This window comes from Geodermatophilus sp. SYSU D00710 (genome assembly GCF_054050195.1).
The window spans coordinates 97,735-113,904 of the sequence record NZ_JBJGYX010000011.1 but is presented as its reverse complement, the minus strand read 5'-3'; the positions used below and the strand labels follow the sequence as shown (position 1 = coordinate 113,904).

Here is a 16,170-nt window from a genome sequence, read left to right as displayed (position 1 = left end):
CGCCCCCCCCCCCCCCCCCCCCCCCCCCCCCCCCCCCCCCCCCCCCCCCCCCCCCCCCCCCCCCCCCCCCCCCCCCCCCCCCCCCCCCCCCCCCCCCCCGCCGCTCCAGCGACGGGATGTCCACCGGCGGGGGGCCCTTCGGGAAGCGCACGACCGTGGGCCCGTCGGTCACCGCCACCGCCTCCCGCAGCGCCTCGCGCAGGGTCGGTTCGTCACGCGGCGCCGCCATGCGGAGCCCCGGGACCACCGAGCAGATCGAGAAGTCCCACATGCCGTTGTGCGAGGCGCCGTCGGTGCCGGTGACCCCGGCCCGGTCGAGGACGACGGTGACCGGCTGCCCGTGCAGCGCGACGTCCATGAGCAGCTGGTCGAAGGCCCGGTTGAGGAACGTCGAGTAGACCGCGACGACCGGGTGCAGCCCCGCCATCGCCATGCCGGCGGCGCTGGTCAGCGCGTGCTGCTCGGCGATGCCGACGTCGAAGGTGCGCTCGGGGAACCGCTCGGCGAAGCCGGCCAGGCCCGTGGGGTGCAGCATCGCGGCGGTGACGGCGACGACGTCGGCCCGCTCGGCGCCGATGCGCACCAGCTCGTCGGAGAACGCCGCCGTCCAGTCCCGCGCCGCGACGGGACCGACCCCGCTGTCGGGGTCGAAGACGCCGGTGGCGTGCCAGGCGTCGATCTGGTCGGTCTCGGCCGGTGGGTAGCCGAAGCCCTTGGTGGTGACCGCGTGGACGATCACCGGCCGGCCGAAGGACCGCGCCCGGCGCAGCGCCGACTCCAGCACCTCCACGTCGTGGCCGTCGACGGGGCCGACGTACTTGAGGCCGAGGTCCTCGAACATGCCCTGCGGCGAGAGCACGTCCTTGAGGCCCTTCTTGAGCCCGTGCAGCGCGTCGTAGAGCGCCGTGCCCAGCACCGGCGCGCGGTGCAGCGCCTGGCGGATGGCCAGCAGCGCCTGCTCGTAGCCCGGGCGCAGGCGGAGACCGGCCAGCGCGTCGGCCACGCCGCCGATGGTCGGCGAGTAGGACCGGCCGTTGTCGTTGACGACGATGACGACCGGCCGGTCCTGCGCGGCGGCGATGTTGTTGAGCGCCTCCCAGGCCATGCCGCCGGTGAGGGCGCCGTCGCCGACGACGGCGACGACGGGGCGGGTGTCACCGCGGACGGCGAAGGCCTTGGCCAGGCCGTCGGCGTAGGACAGGGCGGTGGAGGCGTGGCTGTTCTCGACCCAGTCGTGCTCGCTCTCGGCCCGGCTCGGGTAGCCCGAGAGCCCGCCGCGCTGGCGCAGCCGGTCGAAGCCCTCGACGCGGCCGGTGAGCATCTTGTGCACGTAGGCCTGGTGGCCGGTGTCGAAGACGATCGGCTCGCGCGGCGACTCGAACACCCGGTGCAGGGCGATGGTCAGCTCGACGGTGCCGAGGTTGGGACCGAGGTGGCCGCCGGTCCGGGCGACGCTGGTGACCAGCGCGTCACGGATCTCCGCGGCCAGCGCGGGCAGCTGCTCGGCGGGCAGCGCCCGGAGGTCGGCGGGGTCGCGGAGCGAGCGCAGGAGCGACACGGCGCGGCGGTGTCCTCTCTGTGGCGGCGGTGGCACGGCTGGTCGAGGGCCGCCGACCCACTGTAGTCGCGCGACGGCCGGCCCCTCCCGGCGAAGCGGTGGACGGGCGACCGGGGGCGGACCGTTCCGTCGCACGGCAGCACTCTCCCCACGCCGGAGGACCCAGTTCCGTCGTCGATTGACAGAAGGCGGGAGTGTGCTCACGATCACGCCATGCACACCCGGCCGTGGCTGCCCGAGGTGACTGGACCCTCGCGCCGGCTCGTCGAGGCGCTGCGGGTCGGCGGCCCGGCGACGCGCGCGCAGCTGGTCGAGCAGACCGGCCTGTCGCGGGCCACGGTCTCCGGATACGTCGCCGACCTCGTCGACCAGGGGCTGGTCGCGCCCGCGGACCCCTCGGACGCGCTGCCCACCGGCGGGCGGCCCGCCCGCCTCGTGCAGCTGACCCGCAGGGCCGGCGTCGTCGTGGGGGTGGACATCGGGCGCACGCACGTCCGCACCGCCGTCGCCGACCTGTCCCACCGGATCGTCGGCGAGGAGGTGACCACCCTGCCGGTCGCCGACCTCGGCCCCGACGCCGTCCTCGACACCGTGGGCGGCCAGGTGGAGGACGAGCTGGCCCGGGCCGGCGCCGGCACCGCCGACGTCGTCGGCGCGGTCGTCGGCCTCCCGACGCCGGTGGTCGGCCGCTCGGCCAGCGCCCGCGGCACCGTGGCGCGCTCGAACATCCTGCCGACCTGGTCGGGCCGGACGCCGGCGCCCGCACTGCAGGAACGGCTCGGCGTCCCGGTGATCGTGGAGAACGACGCGAACCTCGGCGCGGTCGCGGAGGTGCGCTGGGGCGCCGGCCGGGGCTCGCGCTCCACGATCTACCTCAAGATGGCCACCGGCGTCGGCGGCGCGCTGGTCCTCGACGGCGACCTGCTGCGCGGCGTCTCCGGCACGGCCGGCGAGATGGGCCACGTCAGCCTCGACCCGTCGGGACCGCTGTGCCGCTGCGGCAACCGCGGCTGCCTGGAGCTGACCGCCGGCGGCACCGCCCTGCTGCGGGCGATCCGCACGGCCGCGCCCCACCACACCGACCTGCGCTCCCTCGTGGCCGGCGCCCAGGACGGCGACCAGGCCTGCCGGCGGCTGATCGCCGACGCCGGGACGTCGGTCGGCCTCGTCCTCGGCGGGCTGGTCAACGTGCTCAACCCGGACCGCATCGTCGTCGGCGGGGAGCTCGGCACCGCCGGCGACCTGCTGGTGGACCCGCTGCGGCGGGCCCTCGAGCAGTCCGCCATCCCCGCCGCCGCCGAGCAGCTCACCGTGGTGCCGGGCTCGCTCGGGGGCCGCGCGGAGCTCCTCGGCGCGCTCGCCGTCGGGATCCGGGAGGCCGACCGGCTGGGTGGCGGCTAGAGGCGGGGCACCCAGACCTCGCCGCGCAGCGCCCCGGCCACGACCGTCACGCCGCGTGCGGCGGCGGCCAGCCGCGCACCCTCCCGCTCGTAGGCCGCCACCGCGGCCTCCAGGGCGTCCGGGGGCAGGTGGTCGGCGAGGTCGACACGGACGGTCCGCCAGCCCGCGCGGGCGGCCTCCAGCCCCGCGCCGACGTGGTCGCCGGCCATCCGGGCGAGCAGGACCGGATAGCGGCGCAGCACCTCGTGCGCCCGGTAGTCGGCCGGCACGAGGTCGAAGAGCCAGGTGACCGCGGTGCGCTCCCAGTCGGGCGCACCCGGCGGACGCACCTGCTCCGGCCAGCCCGGCGGCACGCTCGATCCCACGCCGGCAGTCTGCCGCAGATCGAACACGCGTTCGACCCGGCGGGCGGCGCCGTCACCCGGTCGTGACCGGAGCGACCCGCCCGCGACCTAGGCGAGCGGGCGCTTGAGCCAGAACTGCTCGAAACCCCAGGTGCCGGCTCCGCTGGAGTGGTAGCTCACCAGCTCCCACCCCTCGCCGCCGAGCCGGTTGAGCACCGAGCTGGTGTCCCCCTGCTGCCGTTCCAGCCGCCCGCCGGGGAGCTTGACGCTCACCCCCGCGCGCTGCGACTCGGCGTCGTTGGCCGTGATGACCGAGGCGTACTCCCAGGTGGTCACCCCCAGACCGTATCCGGCGCCCTCCGGGTCAGGTCGCGGGGACGAGCAGCGCGACGCACTCGACGTGCGCGGTCATCGGGAAGGCGTCGAAGGCCCGCAGCGCGGCGAGCCGGTACCCGGCGCCGGCGAACACGGCGACGTCACGGGCCAGCGACGCCGGGTCGCAGGCGACGTAGACGACCGCGCGCGCCCCCGTCCCGGCCAGCACCCGGCTGACGGCCGGTCCGGCGCCGGCCCGCGGCGGGTCGAGCACGACGACGTCGGGGCGCCCGCCGAGCTCCACCAGCAGGCCGGTCAGCCCCTCGGCGTCCACCTCGCCCTGCCAGACCTCGGCCTGCGGCAGGTCCGCCAGGTTGGCCTCCGCGGCGGCGCACGCCCCGACGTCGGCCTCCACGCACACGACCCGGCCCGACTCCCCCACCGCGGGCGCCAGCGCGCCGCCGAACAGGCCCGCGCCGGCGTACAGGTCGAGCACCGTCTCCCCGGGCCGCACCGACGAGGCCCCGGCCACGGCGGACACCAGGGCGTCGGCCGCCGACCCGTGCACCTGCCAGAAGCCGGTGCCCTCGACCTCCCAGTCCCGACCGGCGGCGTGCCGCGCGGCCCGCCCGGCGGGGACGGCGGCCTCGTCGTCGCCGGCGCGGAGCACGCGGGTCGAGGTGGGGGCACCGCGCCGGTCGAGCCGGGTCGTGGTCACCGTCCCCGCGGAGTCCACCGCGACGTCGACCGCACCCGCGCCCGGCCAGCGGCGGTCGAGCACGGCGCGGGCGGCGGCCTCCACGGTGATCGGGCAGTCGTCGAGGGGGAACAGGTCGTGGGAGCGGTGCCGCCGCAGCCCGGGGGTCCCGGACCGGTCGACGGCGAACCGCGTCCGCGACCGCCAGCGCAGCGGGCCGCCGGGCAGCGCCTCGACGATCAGGCCGGTGAGGAGGGGGTCGGCGGGGTCGAGCCGGCCGAGCCGGGTGAGCTGCTCGCGGACGACGTCGGCCTTGAGCCGGCGCTGCCCGTCCCAGGACACGTGCTGCCAGTCGCAACCCCCGCAGCGCCCCGGCCCGCTGTACGGGCAGGGCCGCTCGACGCGGTCGGGCGAGGCCTCGCGCACCTCGACCGCGTCGGCGCGGCAGTAGCCGGGCTGGCGGTCCTCGGTGACGCGGACGACCACCCGCTCCCCCGGCAGCGCGTGCCGCACGAACACCACCCGGCCCTCGTGCCGGGCCACGCAGTGCCCGCCGTGGGCCACCGGGCCGACGGTCACCTCGAACTCCCGGCCGGTCCAGCCGCCACCCCGGTCGGGGCGCGGCGGCCGGGCTCCCCGGGGGCGGCGCCGGCCGTCAGCCATAGGGGGTCGACTCGACCGGGTCGTCGGACAGGCCGCGGCGCACGTCGCCCGGCGCCGGGCCCCGCTGTCGGTCGTCGTCGCGGCCGATGGAGCTCTCCAGCTGCCACGGCACCGTGGTGATCATGACCCCGGGCTGGAACTGCAGCCGGGCGCGCAGCCGCAGCGCGCTCTGGTTGTGCAGCACGTTCTCCCACCAGTGCCCGACGACGTACTGCGGCACGAACACGATGACCAGCTCCCGCGGGCTGGAGCGGCGGATCGCCTTCACGTAGTCGACGACCGGCCGGGTGATCTCCCGGAACGGCGACTCGAGCACGGTCAGCGGGACGGGGATGTCGTAGCGGTCCCAGTCGGCCTGCAGGGCGCGGGTGTCGGCGTCGTCGACGTTGACCGTCAGCGCGGTCAGCTGGTCGGGCCGGGTGGCGCGGGCGAAGGCCAGCGCGCGCAGCGTCGGCCGGTGCACCTTGGACACGAGCACGACGGCGTGGACCTTGCTCGGCAGCATCCGCGAGTCGACGTCGGGCACCAGCTGCTCGGCGACGTGCGAGTAGTGCCGGTTGATCGCCCGCATCAGGACGATGAGGAACGGCATGCACACCAGCACCAGCCACGCGCCGTGGACGAACTTGGTGACCACGATCACGACCAGCACGACGCTGGTGAGCGTGGCGCCGGCGAGGTTGATCGCCTGGGACCGGCGCATCCGGGCCCGCTGGGCGGCGTCCGTGCTCGAGCGCAGCTCCCGGTTCCAGTGCCGGACCATCCCCCACTGACCGATGCTGAAGCTGATGAACACCCCGAGGATGTAGAGCTGGATCAGCGAGGTCACCGACGCGTCGAAGACGACGATCAGCAGGCCGGCGAACCCGGCCAGCAGCAGGATGCCGTTGCTGAAGGCGAGCTTGTCGCCGCGGGTGTGCAGCTGCCGGGGCAGGAAGCGGTCCTGCGCGAGCACCGAGCCCAGCAGCGGGAAGCCGTTGAACGCGGTGTTGGCCGCGAGGACGAGGACGGCGGCGGTGAACGCCTGGACGGCGAAGAAGCCCACCGACTGGGACCCGCCGAAGGTGGCCGCCGCCACCTGCGCGATCACCGTCCGCTGCGGCTCGGTCTCGCAGTCGGCGAAGCCGACCAGGTCGCACGCCGACGCCGCGTACCGGACGTCGGTGAGCAGGGCCAGCGCGGTGATCCCGGCGAACATCGCCGCCGCCACGCCGCCCATGAGGGCCAGGGTGGTGGCGGCGTTGCGGCTCTTGGGCGGGCGGAAGGCCGGGACGCCGTTGGCGATCGCCTCCACGCCGGTCAGGGCGGTGCACCCGGAGGCGAAGGCGCGCAGCGCCAGCAGGACCAGCGCCAGCCCGCCGAGCTCGGCGTAGTCCGCCTGCGGGCTGATCGTGTACCCGGCGCTCTCGGCCGCCAGGTCCGAGCCGGTGACGAAGTACCGCACCAGGCCGGTGGCGATCATGACCAGGATCGCGGTGATGAACAGGTAGGTGGGCGCGGCGAAGGCGCGGCCGGACTCCCGCAGCCCGCGCAGGTTGAGCGCCGCCAGCAGGGCCACCAGGCCGAGGGCGATCGCGACCCGGTGCTCGTCCAGCGCCGGGAAGGCCGAGATGATGTTGTCGGTGCCGGCCGACACCGACACCGCCACGGTGAGCACGTAGTCGATGAGCAGCGCGCTGGCCACCACCAGCCCCGCGAACTGGCCGTGGTTGCGCATGGCGACCTCGTAGTCGCCACCGCCGGACGGGTAGGCGCGCACCACCTGCCGGTAGGACGCCACCACCGTCACCAGCAGCACGACCACCCCCGCCGCCAGCCAGGGGGTCAGGTACAGGTACGCCGTGCCGGCCAGCGCCAGGATCACCAGCAGCTCCTGGGTGGCGTAGGCCACGGAGGAGAGCGGGTCGCTGGCGAAGACGGGGAGCGCGACGCGCTTGGGCAGCAGGGACTCCCCCAGCCGGTCGCTGCGGACCGGCCGTCCCAGGACGAGCCGTTTCGGCAGTTGTCCGAGGTCGGACAGGCTTGGCACGGCGGCGATGGTACGGACGCCGGGGCACCCGGTGCCGCACCTCCGGGACGGCTGCGCCCCCGACGGGTCAGGCGTCCGCGACGGGTCCTCCGCAGCCGCCCGAGCGGGTGTAGCTTCGCGCCCGGTGAGCGGGCGGACGGCGCCCGCGAGCGAGTGGCAGGAGCGACACGTGCACGTGGTCGTCATGGGCTGCGGCCGTGTCGGCTCGGCGATCGCGCGGCGGCTGGAGAAGATCGGTCACAGTGTCGCGGTCATCGACCAGGACCCCGAGGCGTTCCGCCGGCTGGGCCCGGAGTTCAGCGGCCGCCAGGTGACCGGCCTGGGCTTCGACCGGCAGGTGCTCCTCGACGCCGGCATCGACTCGGCCGGGGCCTTCGCCGCGGTGAGCAGCGGGGACAACTCCAACATCATCAGCGCCCGCGTCGCCCGGGAGACCTTCGGCGTCCAGCACGTCGTCGCCCGGATCTACGACTCCAAGCGGGCCGAGGTGTACGAGCGCATGGGCATCCCGAGCGTGGCCACGGTGCCCTGGACGGTGAACCGGCTCATGCGCGAGCTGCTGTCGGTCAAGGTCAGCGAGATCTGGCGCGAGCCCACCGGCAAGGTGCTGCTGATGCGGGTGACCGTCACCGACGGCTGGGTGGGCCGCAAGGTCGCCGAGCTGGAGGCCGCCTGCGGCGCCCGGGCCGCCTGGCTGGTCCGCTTCGGCGAGTCGCAGCTGCTCACGGCCAACACCGTCCTGCAGGACGGCGACCAGCTCGTGGTCGCCGCCACCGACCAGATCTCCGACCGCGTGCACCAGGCCGTCGAGCACCCCGAGGGAGGCAGGGTCTGATGCGGGTCGCCATCGTGGGGGCCGGCGCGGTCGGCCGGTCGATCGCCGGGGAGCTGCTGTCCAACGGGCACACCGTGATGCTCATCGAGAAGGACGGCCGCAAGGTCCGCACCCGCTCGGTGCCCGGCGCGGAGTGGGTGCAGGCCGACGCCTGCGAGGTGTCCTCCCTCGAGGAGGCGCAGCTGGCCACCTGCGACGTGGTCGTCGCGGCCACCGGTGACGACAAGGCCAACCTCGTCGTCTCGCTGCTGGCCAAGACCGAGTTCGCCGTCAACCGCGTCGTGGCCCGGGTCAAGGACCCGCGCAACGAGTGGCTCTACACCGAGGCCTGGGGCGTCGACGTCGCCGTCTCCACGCCGCGGGTGCTCGCCGCGCTGGTCGAGGAGGCGGTGACCGTCGGCGACGTCGTCCGGCTGATGAGCTTCCGCAAGGGCGCGGCGACGCTGGTGGAGATCACCCTCGCCGAGGACACCCCGTGGGCCGGCCGGCCGCTGGGCGAGGTGCCGCTGCCCCGCGAGACGGTGCTCACCGCCCTGCTGCGCGGCGACCGGGTCATCACGCCGAGCCCCGACGAGCCGCTCGAGGTCGGCGACGAGCTGCTGTTCATCACCCACGCCGACGTCGAGGAGCAGCTGCAGCAGGTGCTCTCCCCCCACATGGTGTGACCCCGCGCGGTTGACCTGCGCCGGGACCCGCGGCGACGATGGCGCGGGCCGCGGCCACCGGCCGCCCGGTCCCCGACGAGGGGGGTCCCATGAGCGACACCCGGACCGTGTCGGTGCCCCACCTGGGCGGCTCGGAGATCGGCCACCGGGCGGCCCGACCCCACGACCCGTCGCTGCCGACGCTGGTCCTGGTCAACTCGTTCACCACCGACGCGGACCTCTACCGGCCCCAGTTCGCCGACGACGAGCTCGCGGGCACCGCCAACCTGATCGCGCTCGAGCCGTACGGCCACGGCCGGACCCGCGCATCCTGGGCACAGTTCACCTACTGGGACTCGGCCATCGCCGACCTGCAGGCCCTCGACGCGCTCGGCATCCCCGAGGTGTTCGTCCTGGGCACCTCGCAGGGCGGCTGGGTGGCCGCGCGCATGGCGGTGCTCGCGCCCGACCGGATCACGGGCATCGTCCTCCTCGGCACGTCGATGGACGCCGAGAGCCGGCGCAGCCGGGACCTCGGCTGCTGGGACGGCGTCGGCTTCTGCCCGCCGGCCATCGACGCCCTCGCCGGGAGCGTCGGGGAGGACTGGGTGGTCCCGGCCGAGCTCGTCGACGCCGTCCTCGCGGAGGGCCTCGGGGAGGACGTGCCGGACGACGAGCGCGCGTTCTGGCACGCCCGACACCGGGAGAACTACGCCGGCGACGCCGGGCGCGAACGGCTCCGGCTCAGCTCGGTGAACCTGCGCGACCGCGACGGGCTGCACGGCCGCCTCGACGGGGTGCGCTGCCCCGTCCTGTGGATGCACGGCACCGCCGATCCGGTCTACTCCGTCGCCAACGCCGAGGACGGGATCCGCCGGTTCGTCAACAGCCCGCACGCCGAGCTGCGCGTCGTCGAGGGCGGCCGGCACTTCCTCAGCGCCTCCGACCCCGCGGCCGTCGACGCCGCGACCGTGGAGTTCATCCGCCGCTGGGCCTAGGCGGTGTCCGGCGGCGGTCCGGCTCCGTCCTCCACGCGGTGCCGGTGCAGGCGGGCGACCACCCACAGGGTGACCGCGAGCGCCGCCGCGGTCACCGGCAGGCCGAGCACGAGTGAGGCGACGCCGAGCAGGTCCTCCTCGTTGGCGAGGTACAGCGGCGTCTGCACCGCGACCCGCAGCAGGAAGGTCAGCGCCCACAGCACGGTCAGCCAGCCGTAGGCGCGGACCACGCGGGGGTCGTCGCGCCAGTGCCGCTCGGGCGCGGGGTCGGTCGGGCGCTGCCCGGCCGCGGAGCCGGGCTCCGGCCCGGACTCCGGGTCGGGCGCCGGCCGGTGCTGCAGCCGGGCCCGGGCGGTGCCGACCCGCCGCCGCAGCCCGGGCAGGGAGTGCGCGGCCATGGAGCCCAGGTGGCTCGGGGCGAGGAACTCGGCGAGGACGCCGACCAGCGGCCAGCGCAGCGGCACCGACCCCAGCAGGACGACGCCGATGACGGCGTTGCGGATGATCCCGGGCACGAAGTAGTTGCGGGCCTGCCCGGACGCGGCCGCGATCGCGACGGCGATCGCCACGCCGAACAGGCCGCTGAACGCCTGCTGCACGCTCTCGCGGCGGACCAGGCGGAAGACCAGCACCAGGACGGCGGCGCCGATCGCGAACCACACACCGGTGCGCAGGCCACCGATCGCGTTGGCGACGATGAACGCCACGGTCGGCAGGGACGCGTCGACCATCCCGCGCCAGCCACCGAGCTGCTCGAGCACGAGGTGGCGGTCGAAGGTCACGGCCGGGCCGTCGTCCCCGGTCTCCTCCTGCGCTGCTGGTCCCCCGGGCTCACGCCGGCCGTCGTCGTGGGCCGGCGCCGTCACCCCGCGCTCAGCTCGTACCAGGGGTTGTAGATGACCTTGCGCCCGTCGAAGGAGGCGAAGCGTCCGCGCGCGGTCAGCGACCGCCCGGGCTCGATGCCCGGGATGCGCCGGCGGCCGAGCCACACGAGGGTGACCGAGCCCGAGCCGTCGAACAGCTCGGCCTCCAGGGTGGGGACGGTCTCGCGCGGGGTGTAGACGACCGACTTGAGCCGGCCGGTCACGGTGACCACGGCTCCCTTGCGGCAGGCGCTGACCAGCTCGCAGCCGGCGCGGTCGGTCTCGGCGCGCAGCTCCAGCGCGTCGATCGTGGAGTCGTCGGCGGTCAGCCGCTGCAGGGTGCGCGCGAGCCAGCCGCCGGGACGCGTCTGTGTCACGTGTCCAGCGTAATCCGGCATCAGGGGCTCGGACGTCGGCCGTCGCCCGGGTCGTCGCGGCGCTGCTCGAGCCACGCGCGGACCACCGCCCACGCCTCCCCGGCCGGGTCGATCGGCTCGAGGTGACCGCCTGCCACCAGGCGCACCTGCACCCGGTCGCCGGCCGCCGTCGCCGCCGCCGCGTAGCGCTCGCTCTGCTCGGGTGGCACGACGTCGTCGTCGGTGCCGTGCACGCACAGGACGTCGGCGCCGGTGGGCAGCAGCCGCACGGGGTCGGCGGCGGCGTAGCGGCCGGGCACCTCCCCGGGCTCGCCGCCGAGGAACTCCTGCGCCGCCCGGCGGCCCAGCGACCGCTCCGCGGCCCGGTCCAGGTCGACCACCCCCGCCTGCAGCACCGCCGCGGTCACCCGCACCCGCGGCCGCGCGCCCGGCGCGCCGTCGGGGAGCCGCCCGCGCCCGGCGGCCCAGGCGGCGAGGTGCCCGCCGGCCGAGTGGCCGACGACGGTCACGTCGGCGAGGTCGAGCCGGTCGCTCGGGGCCAGGTCGGCCAGCGCGTCGAGTGCGGCGGCGACGTCCTCCAGCGTGGCCGGCCAGCCGCCGCCCGCGCCCACCCGCCGGTACTCGACGGCGACCGCCGCCCAGCCCGCCGCGGCGAGGTCGGCGGCCAGCGGGCGGGCCAGCTCGACGCCGTACGCCGCGCGCCAGAAGCCGCCGTGCAGGACGACGGCGACGGGCGCCGGGTCGTCCGCGGCAGCCGGCAGCGTCAGCTCGAGGAACTGGTCCGGGTGCGACCCGTAGGGGATCGTCCGCGGGCTCACGCGGCCGGGCCGGGAGCCGGCGGCTGCGGCGGGCCGCCCTGCGGCGCCGGCCGGGGCGCTGCCGGCCGCGGCGCTCCGGGCCGCTGGGCTGCCTGCTGCTGGGCCGCCTGCTGCTGGCGGGCGAGCTGCGCGGCGGCCTGCGGCGGCAGGGTGAGCGGCAGCTGCTCGCGCACCGGCATCGGATCGGTGCCGCGGACGACGACGATCTGGCGGAAGGCGTCCTCGAGGAGCGCGGCCGCGTCGGGGTCCTCGGCGGCCGGGCCGCTGATCATCCCGCGCAGGAACCAGCGCGGGCCGTCGACGCCCAGGAAGCGGGCCGCCCGCCGCTGCGGCTTGGGCGGTGGACCGCCCGGCTGCGGGGGCGGCGTGACGAGGACGGTGCCGGCCAGCTCGGGGCCGAACGGGCCCTCGACCTCGGTGAGCCGCCCGCCCTGGCCCGACGCGCTCGTGGCGAGGTCGGCGCGGACGTCGTCCCAGATGCCGGCGGCCCGGGGTGCGGCGAAGGCCGAGACCTGCAGCAGCGAGTCGCCGTGGCGCAGCGTCGCGCCGACGACCTTCTGCTGCTGGTTGAGGTCGACCCGCAGCTCGGTGCCCGGGACGGCGGGCAGCCGCAGCGCACCGAGGTCGACCCGGGGCCGGCCGTCGTCGGGGGCGTCGGCGAGGTCGTAGGGGCCGGTGGTCTCCTCGACCTCCCGCTCACGGTGCTGGGGCTCGGGCGGCACGCCGCGCTCGCGCAGGCTGCGGTCGATGCGGTTGCGCCGTCGTCCGAAGGGCATCTCAGGCCTCCTCTGCCACCGGCCGGGCGGCGCGGCCGGTGGACCCGTGGCCGCCCTCGCCGCGGATGCTGGCCGGCAGCTCGTCGACCGGCAGGAAGCGGGCCCGCACCACCGGCTGCACCACCAGCTGGGCCACCCGCTCGCCGCGCCGCAGGGTCACCGTCGTGTCCGGGTCGAGGTTGACCAGGTTGACCTTGATCTCACCGCGGTAGCCGGCGTCGATGGTGCCCGGCGCGTTGACCAGGCTCAGCCCGTGCCGCGCGGCCAGGCCCGAGCGCGGGTGCACGAATCCGGCGTAGCCCTCGGGGATCGCCACGGCCACGCCGGTGCCCACCAGCGCCCGCTGGAGCGGGGCGAGCTCGACGTCGTCGGTGAGGGTGAGGTCGGCCCCCGCGTCGCCGGGCAGGGCGTAGTGCGGCGGCGTCGCGCCGGGCGCGGTCAGCCGCACCGGGACGTCGACGGCGGGGGGCACGGCGGGGGGCTGGACCACGACCGCGACAGTAATCGCGGGCTCAGGCCCGGTGCCGCCGCAGGTCGGCCCGGACGCGCCGGGCCAGGTTCTCCGTGGCCTTGAGGTTGCCGCGGCCCCCGATCGCGGCGCCGATCAGGAGGGGTGCGGCCGCCCCGAGGTTGCGCGCCAGCCGGCGGGTGAGCTGGCGGCTGAGCGTCCGCAGCCCCGCCGTGCCGAGCACCACGCCCATGCCCTGGCGCTCGCCGTCCTCGACGGCGCGCTGCGAGGTCCAGCTCGCGAGGTAGGCGGCGGCCCGCTCGCGGTCGGTGCCGACGGCGGGCCGCCCGTGGAGCTCGTGCAGCTCGCCGATCAGCACCACCTCGACGCCGGCGGTCAGCAGCGTCTCGGCGCCCAGCTCCAGCGGCAGGGCGACCAGCGAGGCGGGAGCGAGCCACTGCGCCGCGAACAGCCCGCCGGTGGCCGCCCCCACGGCGGTGGTCAGCCGGGCCGCCCGGGTGGTCAGCGCGTCGGCGATCTCCTCGTCGGTGCGCCCGGGGTGGGCCGCGCGCAACCGGGCGGCGTCGCGGATGGGCAACCGGGGCGCGGCGGTGGCGAGCAGCTCGCCCAGGACCGGGCCGAGGCCGCGGTCGCCGTCGTCCCCGGCCGGAGCCGTGCTGCCGGGCGGGTCCCCGCGGCGGGTGGCCGCGGCGGAGAGGGCGCCGACGACGTCGCGCAGCAGGCCGGCGGCCGACCGCCGGGAGCCGTCAGGGGCAGCGGTGTCGTCGTCGGTCCCGCCGAGCAGGCCGGAGACGGCGTCGGCCAGTGCGCGGGCAGCGCGGCCCAGGCCGGTGTCGGCGTCCAGCCAGGCCGGGCCGTCCTCCGGGGGGCCGGGGTCGGCCGGCCGCTGGACCGGCCGTGGCGGCGGGACGTCCCTGGGTGCGCCGGTGCGCCCGCTGTACCCGGTCATCGGCTGCTCCCTCCCCGTGCGTCCCGCCGCGCCTCCCCTGCAGTGTCCCCGGCCCGGCCGTGGGCCCGCGAACGGCCGGGAGCGGAGGTGCTCAGGCCGCGCAGTCGCGGCAGTAGTTCTCGCCGCCGCGGGTGGCGGCCAGGCGGCTGCGGTGCTGCACGAGGAAGCACCGCGAGCAGGTGAACTCGTCCTCCTGCTTGGGCAGGACGCGGACGGTCAGCTCCTCGTTGGACAGGTCCGCACCGGGCAGCTCGAGGCTCTCGTTGAAGTCCGTCTCGTCGACGTCGACCGAGCTGGACTGGGCCTCGGCACGCCGCGCCTTGAGCTCCTCGAGCGAGTCCTCGCCGAGCTCGTCGGCCTCGTTGCGTCGCGGGGCGTCGTAGTCGGTGGCCATGGGGTGTGCCCCTCCTCCGGGGTTCTCGCGGGCGGAACGCGCCCGCTTCGTCCGACGGCGGCGGGGTGCGCCACCGTCCTGTGCGGCCGACGGGGACGGCCGCTGGTCACGGTCCGGACCTGCTCCGGAGCGACCCGACGGTCGTCCCGGTGCGGGACCGGCAGCCCCCCAACGCCGTGCGGCCCCGGTTTGTGCCCGCCCGGAGGCCGTCGACACGCCGGGCGGCGCCCGGCCGGGGTCGGAGCCCCGGCGGGCGGGTCGGGAGGCGGAGTGCCGGAGGTTACCCTGCGGCCCGTGTCGAGTGCCGTGGGAGCTGACCCTGCCGTCGTCGGTCCGTACCTGGCCTCCGCCCTGGGCGACGAGCGCTGGCGCGAGGTGACCATCGAGCTGATCGCCGCCGGCATGTCCAACCTCACGTACGTGGTCACGCCGGCCGGCGGCACGGCCGACGACGCGGTGATCCTGCGCCGCCCGCCCACCGGCGCGGTGCTGGCCACGGCGCACGACATGGCGCGCGAGCACCGGGTGATCAGCGCGCTCGGGCCGACCGACGTCCCGGTGCCGCGGACGCTGCACCTGTGCACCGACCCCGGGGTCCTGGGCGCGCCGTTCTACGTCATGGAGCGGGTGGTGGGCCTGCACGTGGTCAACGAGCTGCCGGAGGGCTACGCCGACCGGCCGGAGCAGCGCCGGGCCATCGGCGACGGGCTGGTCGACGTGCTCGCCGACCTGCACTCGGTCGACCACCAGGCGGTCGGGCTGGGCGACTTCGGCCGGCCGGAGGGCTTCCTCGCCCGGCAGGTGCGCCGCTGGAGCAGGCAGTGGGACGCCACCCGTGACCGCGACCGCCCGCAGATGGACGCCCTCGCCGCCCGGCTGGCCGAGACCGTCCCGGCCACCCAGCGCCACGGCATCGTCCACGGCGACTACCGGCTGGACAACTGCCTGCTCGACCCGGAGCGCCCCGGCGGCATCCGTGCGGTCCTCGACTGGGAGATGTCGACACTGGGCGACCCGCTCACCGACATCGGGATGCTGTTCGTCTACTGGCCCGAGGCCGGCGAGACCCGGCCGGTGCTCAGCCCGGTGACGACGCTGCCCGGGTTCCCCACCCGCCGCGAGGTCGCCGACCGCTACGCCGACCGCAGCGGGCTCGACCTCGGCGATCTCACCTGGTACGTCGGGTTCGCCTACTTCAAGTTCGCGGCGATCGTCGCCGGCATCGTCGCCCGCTCGGCGGCCGGCGCCATGGCGGGCAAGGACACCTCCGGGTACGCCGACCGCATCGACCCGTGCGTCGAGCTGGGACGCGCCGCGCTGGAGGACGGTGTCCTCTGAGGTCGGCGGCCCCGCCTAGACTCCGCGCGACCCGCCGGTCCGGTCCGGGCGGGCGCCGAGGAGGACGAGCGTGAGCACCACCACCGACAGCCCTCCGGTGCGGCGCCGCGACCGCCGCCCGGTGCCGCCGCTGGTCTTCCTGCTCGTCCTGGCCCTCGCCGCCCTGGGCGTGTGGTGGAAGGTGCTCTCCGACGAGGGCAACCGCGCGGAGGCCGACGAGGCCGCCTGCGCCACCGCAGAGGCGGCGCCGCCGTCGTTGGACCCGAGCACGCTGTCGGTGCGCGTCTTCAACGCCACCGACCGCGCCGGGCTCGCCCAGGAGGTCGCCGCCGAGCTCCAGGGGCGCGGGTTCGTCGTCGAGGAGGTCGCCAACGACCCCTCCGACCGCGAGGTGACCGGCACCGGCGAGGTGCGGCACGGTCCCCGCGGCGACGAGTCGGCCCGCTACCTGGCGCTGTTCCTGCCCGGGGCCGGCACCTTCCTCGACACCCGGGCCACCGCCCAGGTCGACCTGGTGATCGGCCCGGACTTCACCGAGCTGGCGACACCGGAGCAGGTCGCCGCGACCCTCAGCCCGATCGCCAGCGCCGAGGCCGCCTGCTCGGAGGCGTAGGACGAAGGACCCCCTTGCCCCCGCCGCCCGCACGTCGGCCTCGCCCGGAGGCTCGGCCCGAGCGTGCGAGGGCTGAGAGGGGCGAGGTC

Annotated in this window: 18 protein-coding genes; 6 read left to right on the top strand and 12 right to left on the bottom strand. The window is 76.3% G+C overall.

Features of this window, described 5'->3' with window-relative positions:
- The coding region (dxs, locus tag ACI78U_RS07665) for a 1-deoxy-D-xylulose-5-phosphate synthase (protein ID WP_456874694.1) at window positions 1–1,558 on the bottom strand (1,558 nt) is incomplete at its 3' end.
- Window positions 1,559–1,771: 213 nt separating this feature from the next.
- Between dxs and ACI78U_RS07660 the strand changes: the two genes are divergently transcribed.
- Complete coding sequence (locus tag ACI78U_RS07660) at window positions 1,772–2,959, top strand: ROK family protein (protein WP_456874693.1); 1,188 nt, start codon at window positions 1,772–1,774, stop codon at window positions 2,957–2,959.
- Here the strand turns inward: ACI78U_RS07660 and ACI78U_RS07655 are convergent.
- From ACI78U_RS07655 to ACI78U_RS07640, 4 genes are all read right to left on the bottom strand, one after another.
- Complete coding sequence (locus ACI78U_RS07655) at window positions 2,956–3,324, bottom strand: hypothetical protein (protein ID WP_456874692.1); 369 nt, start codon at window positions 3,322–3,324, stop codon at window positions 2,956–2,958. The genes ACI78U_RS07660 and ACI78U_RS07655 overlap by 4 nt on opposite strands.
- A gap of 87 nt (window positions 3,325–3,411) precedes the next feature.
- Window positions 3,412–3,639 (bottom strand): DUF4177 domain-containing protein, encoded by a 228-nt coding sequence (locus ACI78U_RS07650; protein WP_456874691.1) that lies wholly within the window; start codon window positions 3,637–3,639, stop codon window positions 3,412–3,414.
- Between the two features lie 28 nt (window positions 3,640–3,667).
- The gene (locus ACI78U_RS07645) at window positions 3,668–4,978 is read right to left on the bottom strand and encodes a class I SAM-dependent RNA methyltransferase (RefSeq protein WP_456874690.1); all 1,311 of its coding nucleotides are present in this window, start codon (window positions 4,976–4,978) and stop codon (window positions 3,668–3,670) included.
- Window positions 4,971–7,007 (bottom strand): APC family permease, encoded by a 2,037-nt coding sequence (locus tag ACI78U_RS07640; protein WP_456874689.1) that lies wholly within the window; start codon window positions 7,005–7,007, stop codon window positions 4,971–4,973. Before ACI78U_RS07640 ends, ACI78U_RS07645 begins: the two co-directional genes overlap by 8 nt.
- Before the next feature lie 124 nt (window positions 7,008–7,131).
- On the opposite strand from ACI78U_RS07640, the gene ACI78U_RS07635 reads away from it, so the two are divergent.
- The 3 genes from ACI78U_RS07635 (at window position 7,132) to ACI78U_RS07625 (ending at window position 9,484) form a co-directional block, all read left to right on the top strand.
- On the top strand, window positions 7,132–7,842 hold the full coding sequence (locus tag ACI78U_RS07635) for a potassium channel family protein (RefSeq protein ID WP_456874688.1): 711 nt from the start codon (window positions 7,132–7,134) through the stop codon (window positions 7,840–7,842).
- Window positions 7,842–8,507: a potassium channel family protein gene (locus ACI78U_RS07630; protein WP_456874687.1), complete on the top strand. Its 666-nt coding sequence runs from the start codon at window positions 7,842–7,844 to the stop codon at window positions 8,505–8,507. Before ACI78U_RS07635 ends, ACI78U_RS07630 begins: the two co-directional genes overlap by 1 nt.
- A gap of 89 nt (window positions 8,508–8,596) precedes the next feature.
- A complete protein-coding gene (locus ACI78U_RS07625) occupies window positions 8,597–9,484 on the top strand; it encodes an alpha/beta fold hydrolase (RefSeq protein ID WP_456874686.1) in 888 nt (295 codons plus the stop codon).
- On the opposite strand, the gene ACI78U_RS07620 is transcribed toward ACI78U_RS07625, so the two are convergent.
- The 7 genes from ACI78U_RS07620 to ACI78U_RS07590 form a co-directional block, all read right to left on the bottom strand.
- The gene (locus ACI78U_RS07620; RefSeq protein ID WP_456874685.1) at window positions 9,481–10,266 is read right to left on the bottom strand and encodes a DUF3159 domain-containing protein; all 786 of its coding nucleotides are present in this window, start codon (window positions 10,264–10,266) and stop codon (window positions 9,481–9,483) included. The genes ACI78U_RS07625 and ACI78U_RS07620 overlap by 4 nt on opposite strands.
- 80 nt (window positions 10,267–10,346) lie before the next feature.
- Window positions 10,347–10,724 (bottom strand): OB-fold nucleic acid binding domain-containing protein, encoded by a 378-nt coding sequence (locus tag ACI78U_RS07615; RefSeq protein ID WP_456874684.1) that lies wholly within the window; start codon window positions 10,722–10,724, stop codon window positions 10,347–10,349.
- 20 nt (window positions 10,725–10,744) lie between these two features.
- Window positions 10,745–11,542 carry an alpha/beta hydrolase family protein gene (locus ACI78U_RS07610; protein WP_456874683.1) on the bottom strand — a complete coding sequence of 266 codons (798 nt, stop codon included), beginning with the start codon at window positions 11,540–11,542 and terminating at the stop codon, window positions 10,745–10,747.
- Window positions 11,539–12,318, bottom strand: coding sequence for a DUF3710 domain-containing protein (locus ACI78U_RS07605; protein ID WP_456874682.1), 780 nt, complete (start codon window positions 12,316–12,318; stop codon window positions 11,539–11,541). The genes ACI78U_RS07610 and ACI78U_RS07605 overlap by 4 nt, the downstream gene beginning before the upstream one ends.
- A gap of 1 nt (window position 12,319) precedes the next feature.
- Complete coding sequence (dut, locus tag ACI78U_RS07600) at window positions 12,320–12,808, bottom strand: dUTP diphosphatase (RefSeq protein ID WP_456874681.1); 489 nt, start codon at window positions 12,806–12,808, stop codon at window positions 12,320–12,322.
- Between the two features lie 22 nt (window positions 12,809–12,830).
- Window positions 12,831–13,736, bottom strand: coding sequence for a hypothetical protein (locus tag ACI78U_RS07595; RefSeq protein ID WP_456874680.1), 906 nt, complete (start codon window positions 13,734–13,736; stop codon window positions 12,831–12,833).
- A 91-nt stretch (window positions 13,737–13,827) separates the two neighbouring features.
- On the bottom strand, window positions 13,828–14,130 hold the full coding sequence (locus tag ACI78U_RS07590; protein ID WP_075015036.1) for a DUF4193 domain-containing protein: 303 nt from the start codon (window positions 14,128–14,130) through the stop codon (window positions 13,828–13,830).
- Window positions 14,131–14,424: 294 nt separating this feature from the next.
- Here ACI78U_RS07590 and ACI78U_RS07585 point away from each other — a divergent pair, with 294 nt between their 5' ends.
- Both ACI78U_RS07585 and ACI78U_RS07580 read left to right on the top strand, forming a co-directional pair.
- Complete coding sequence (locus ACI78U_RS07585; RefSeq protein ID WP_456874679.1) at window positions 14,425–15,468, top strand: phosphotransferase family protein; 1,044 nt, start codon at window positions 14,425–14,427, stop codon at window positions 15,466–15,468.
- A 70-nt stretch (window positions 15,469–15,538) separates the two neighbouring features.
- Complete coding sequence (locus ACI78U_RS07580; RefSeq protein WP_456874678.1) at window positions 15,539–16,081, top strand: LytR C-terminal domain-containing protein; 543 nt, start codon at window positions 15,539–15,541, stop codon at window positions 16,079–16,081.
- Window positions 16,082–16,170 lie beyond the last annotated feature (89 nt).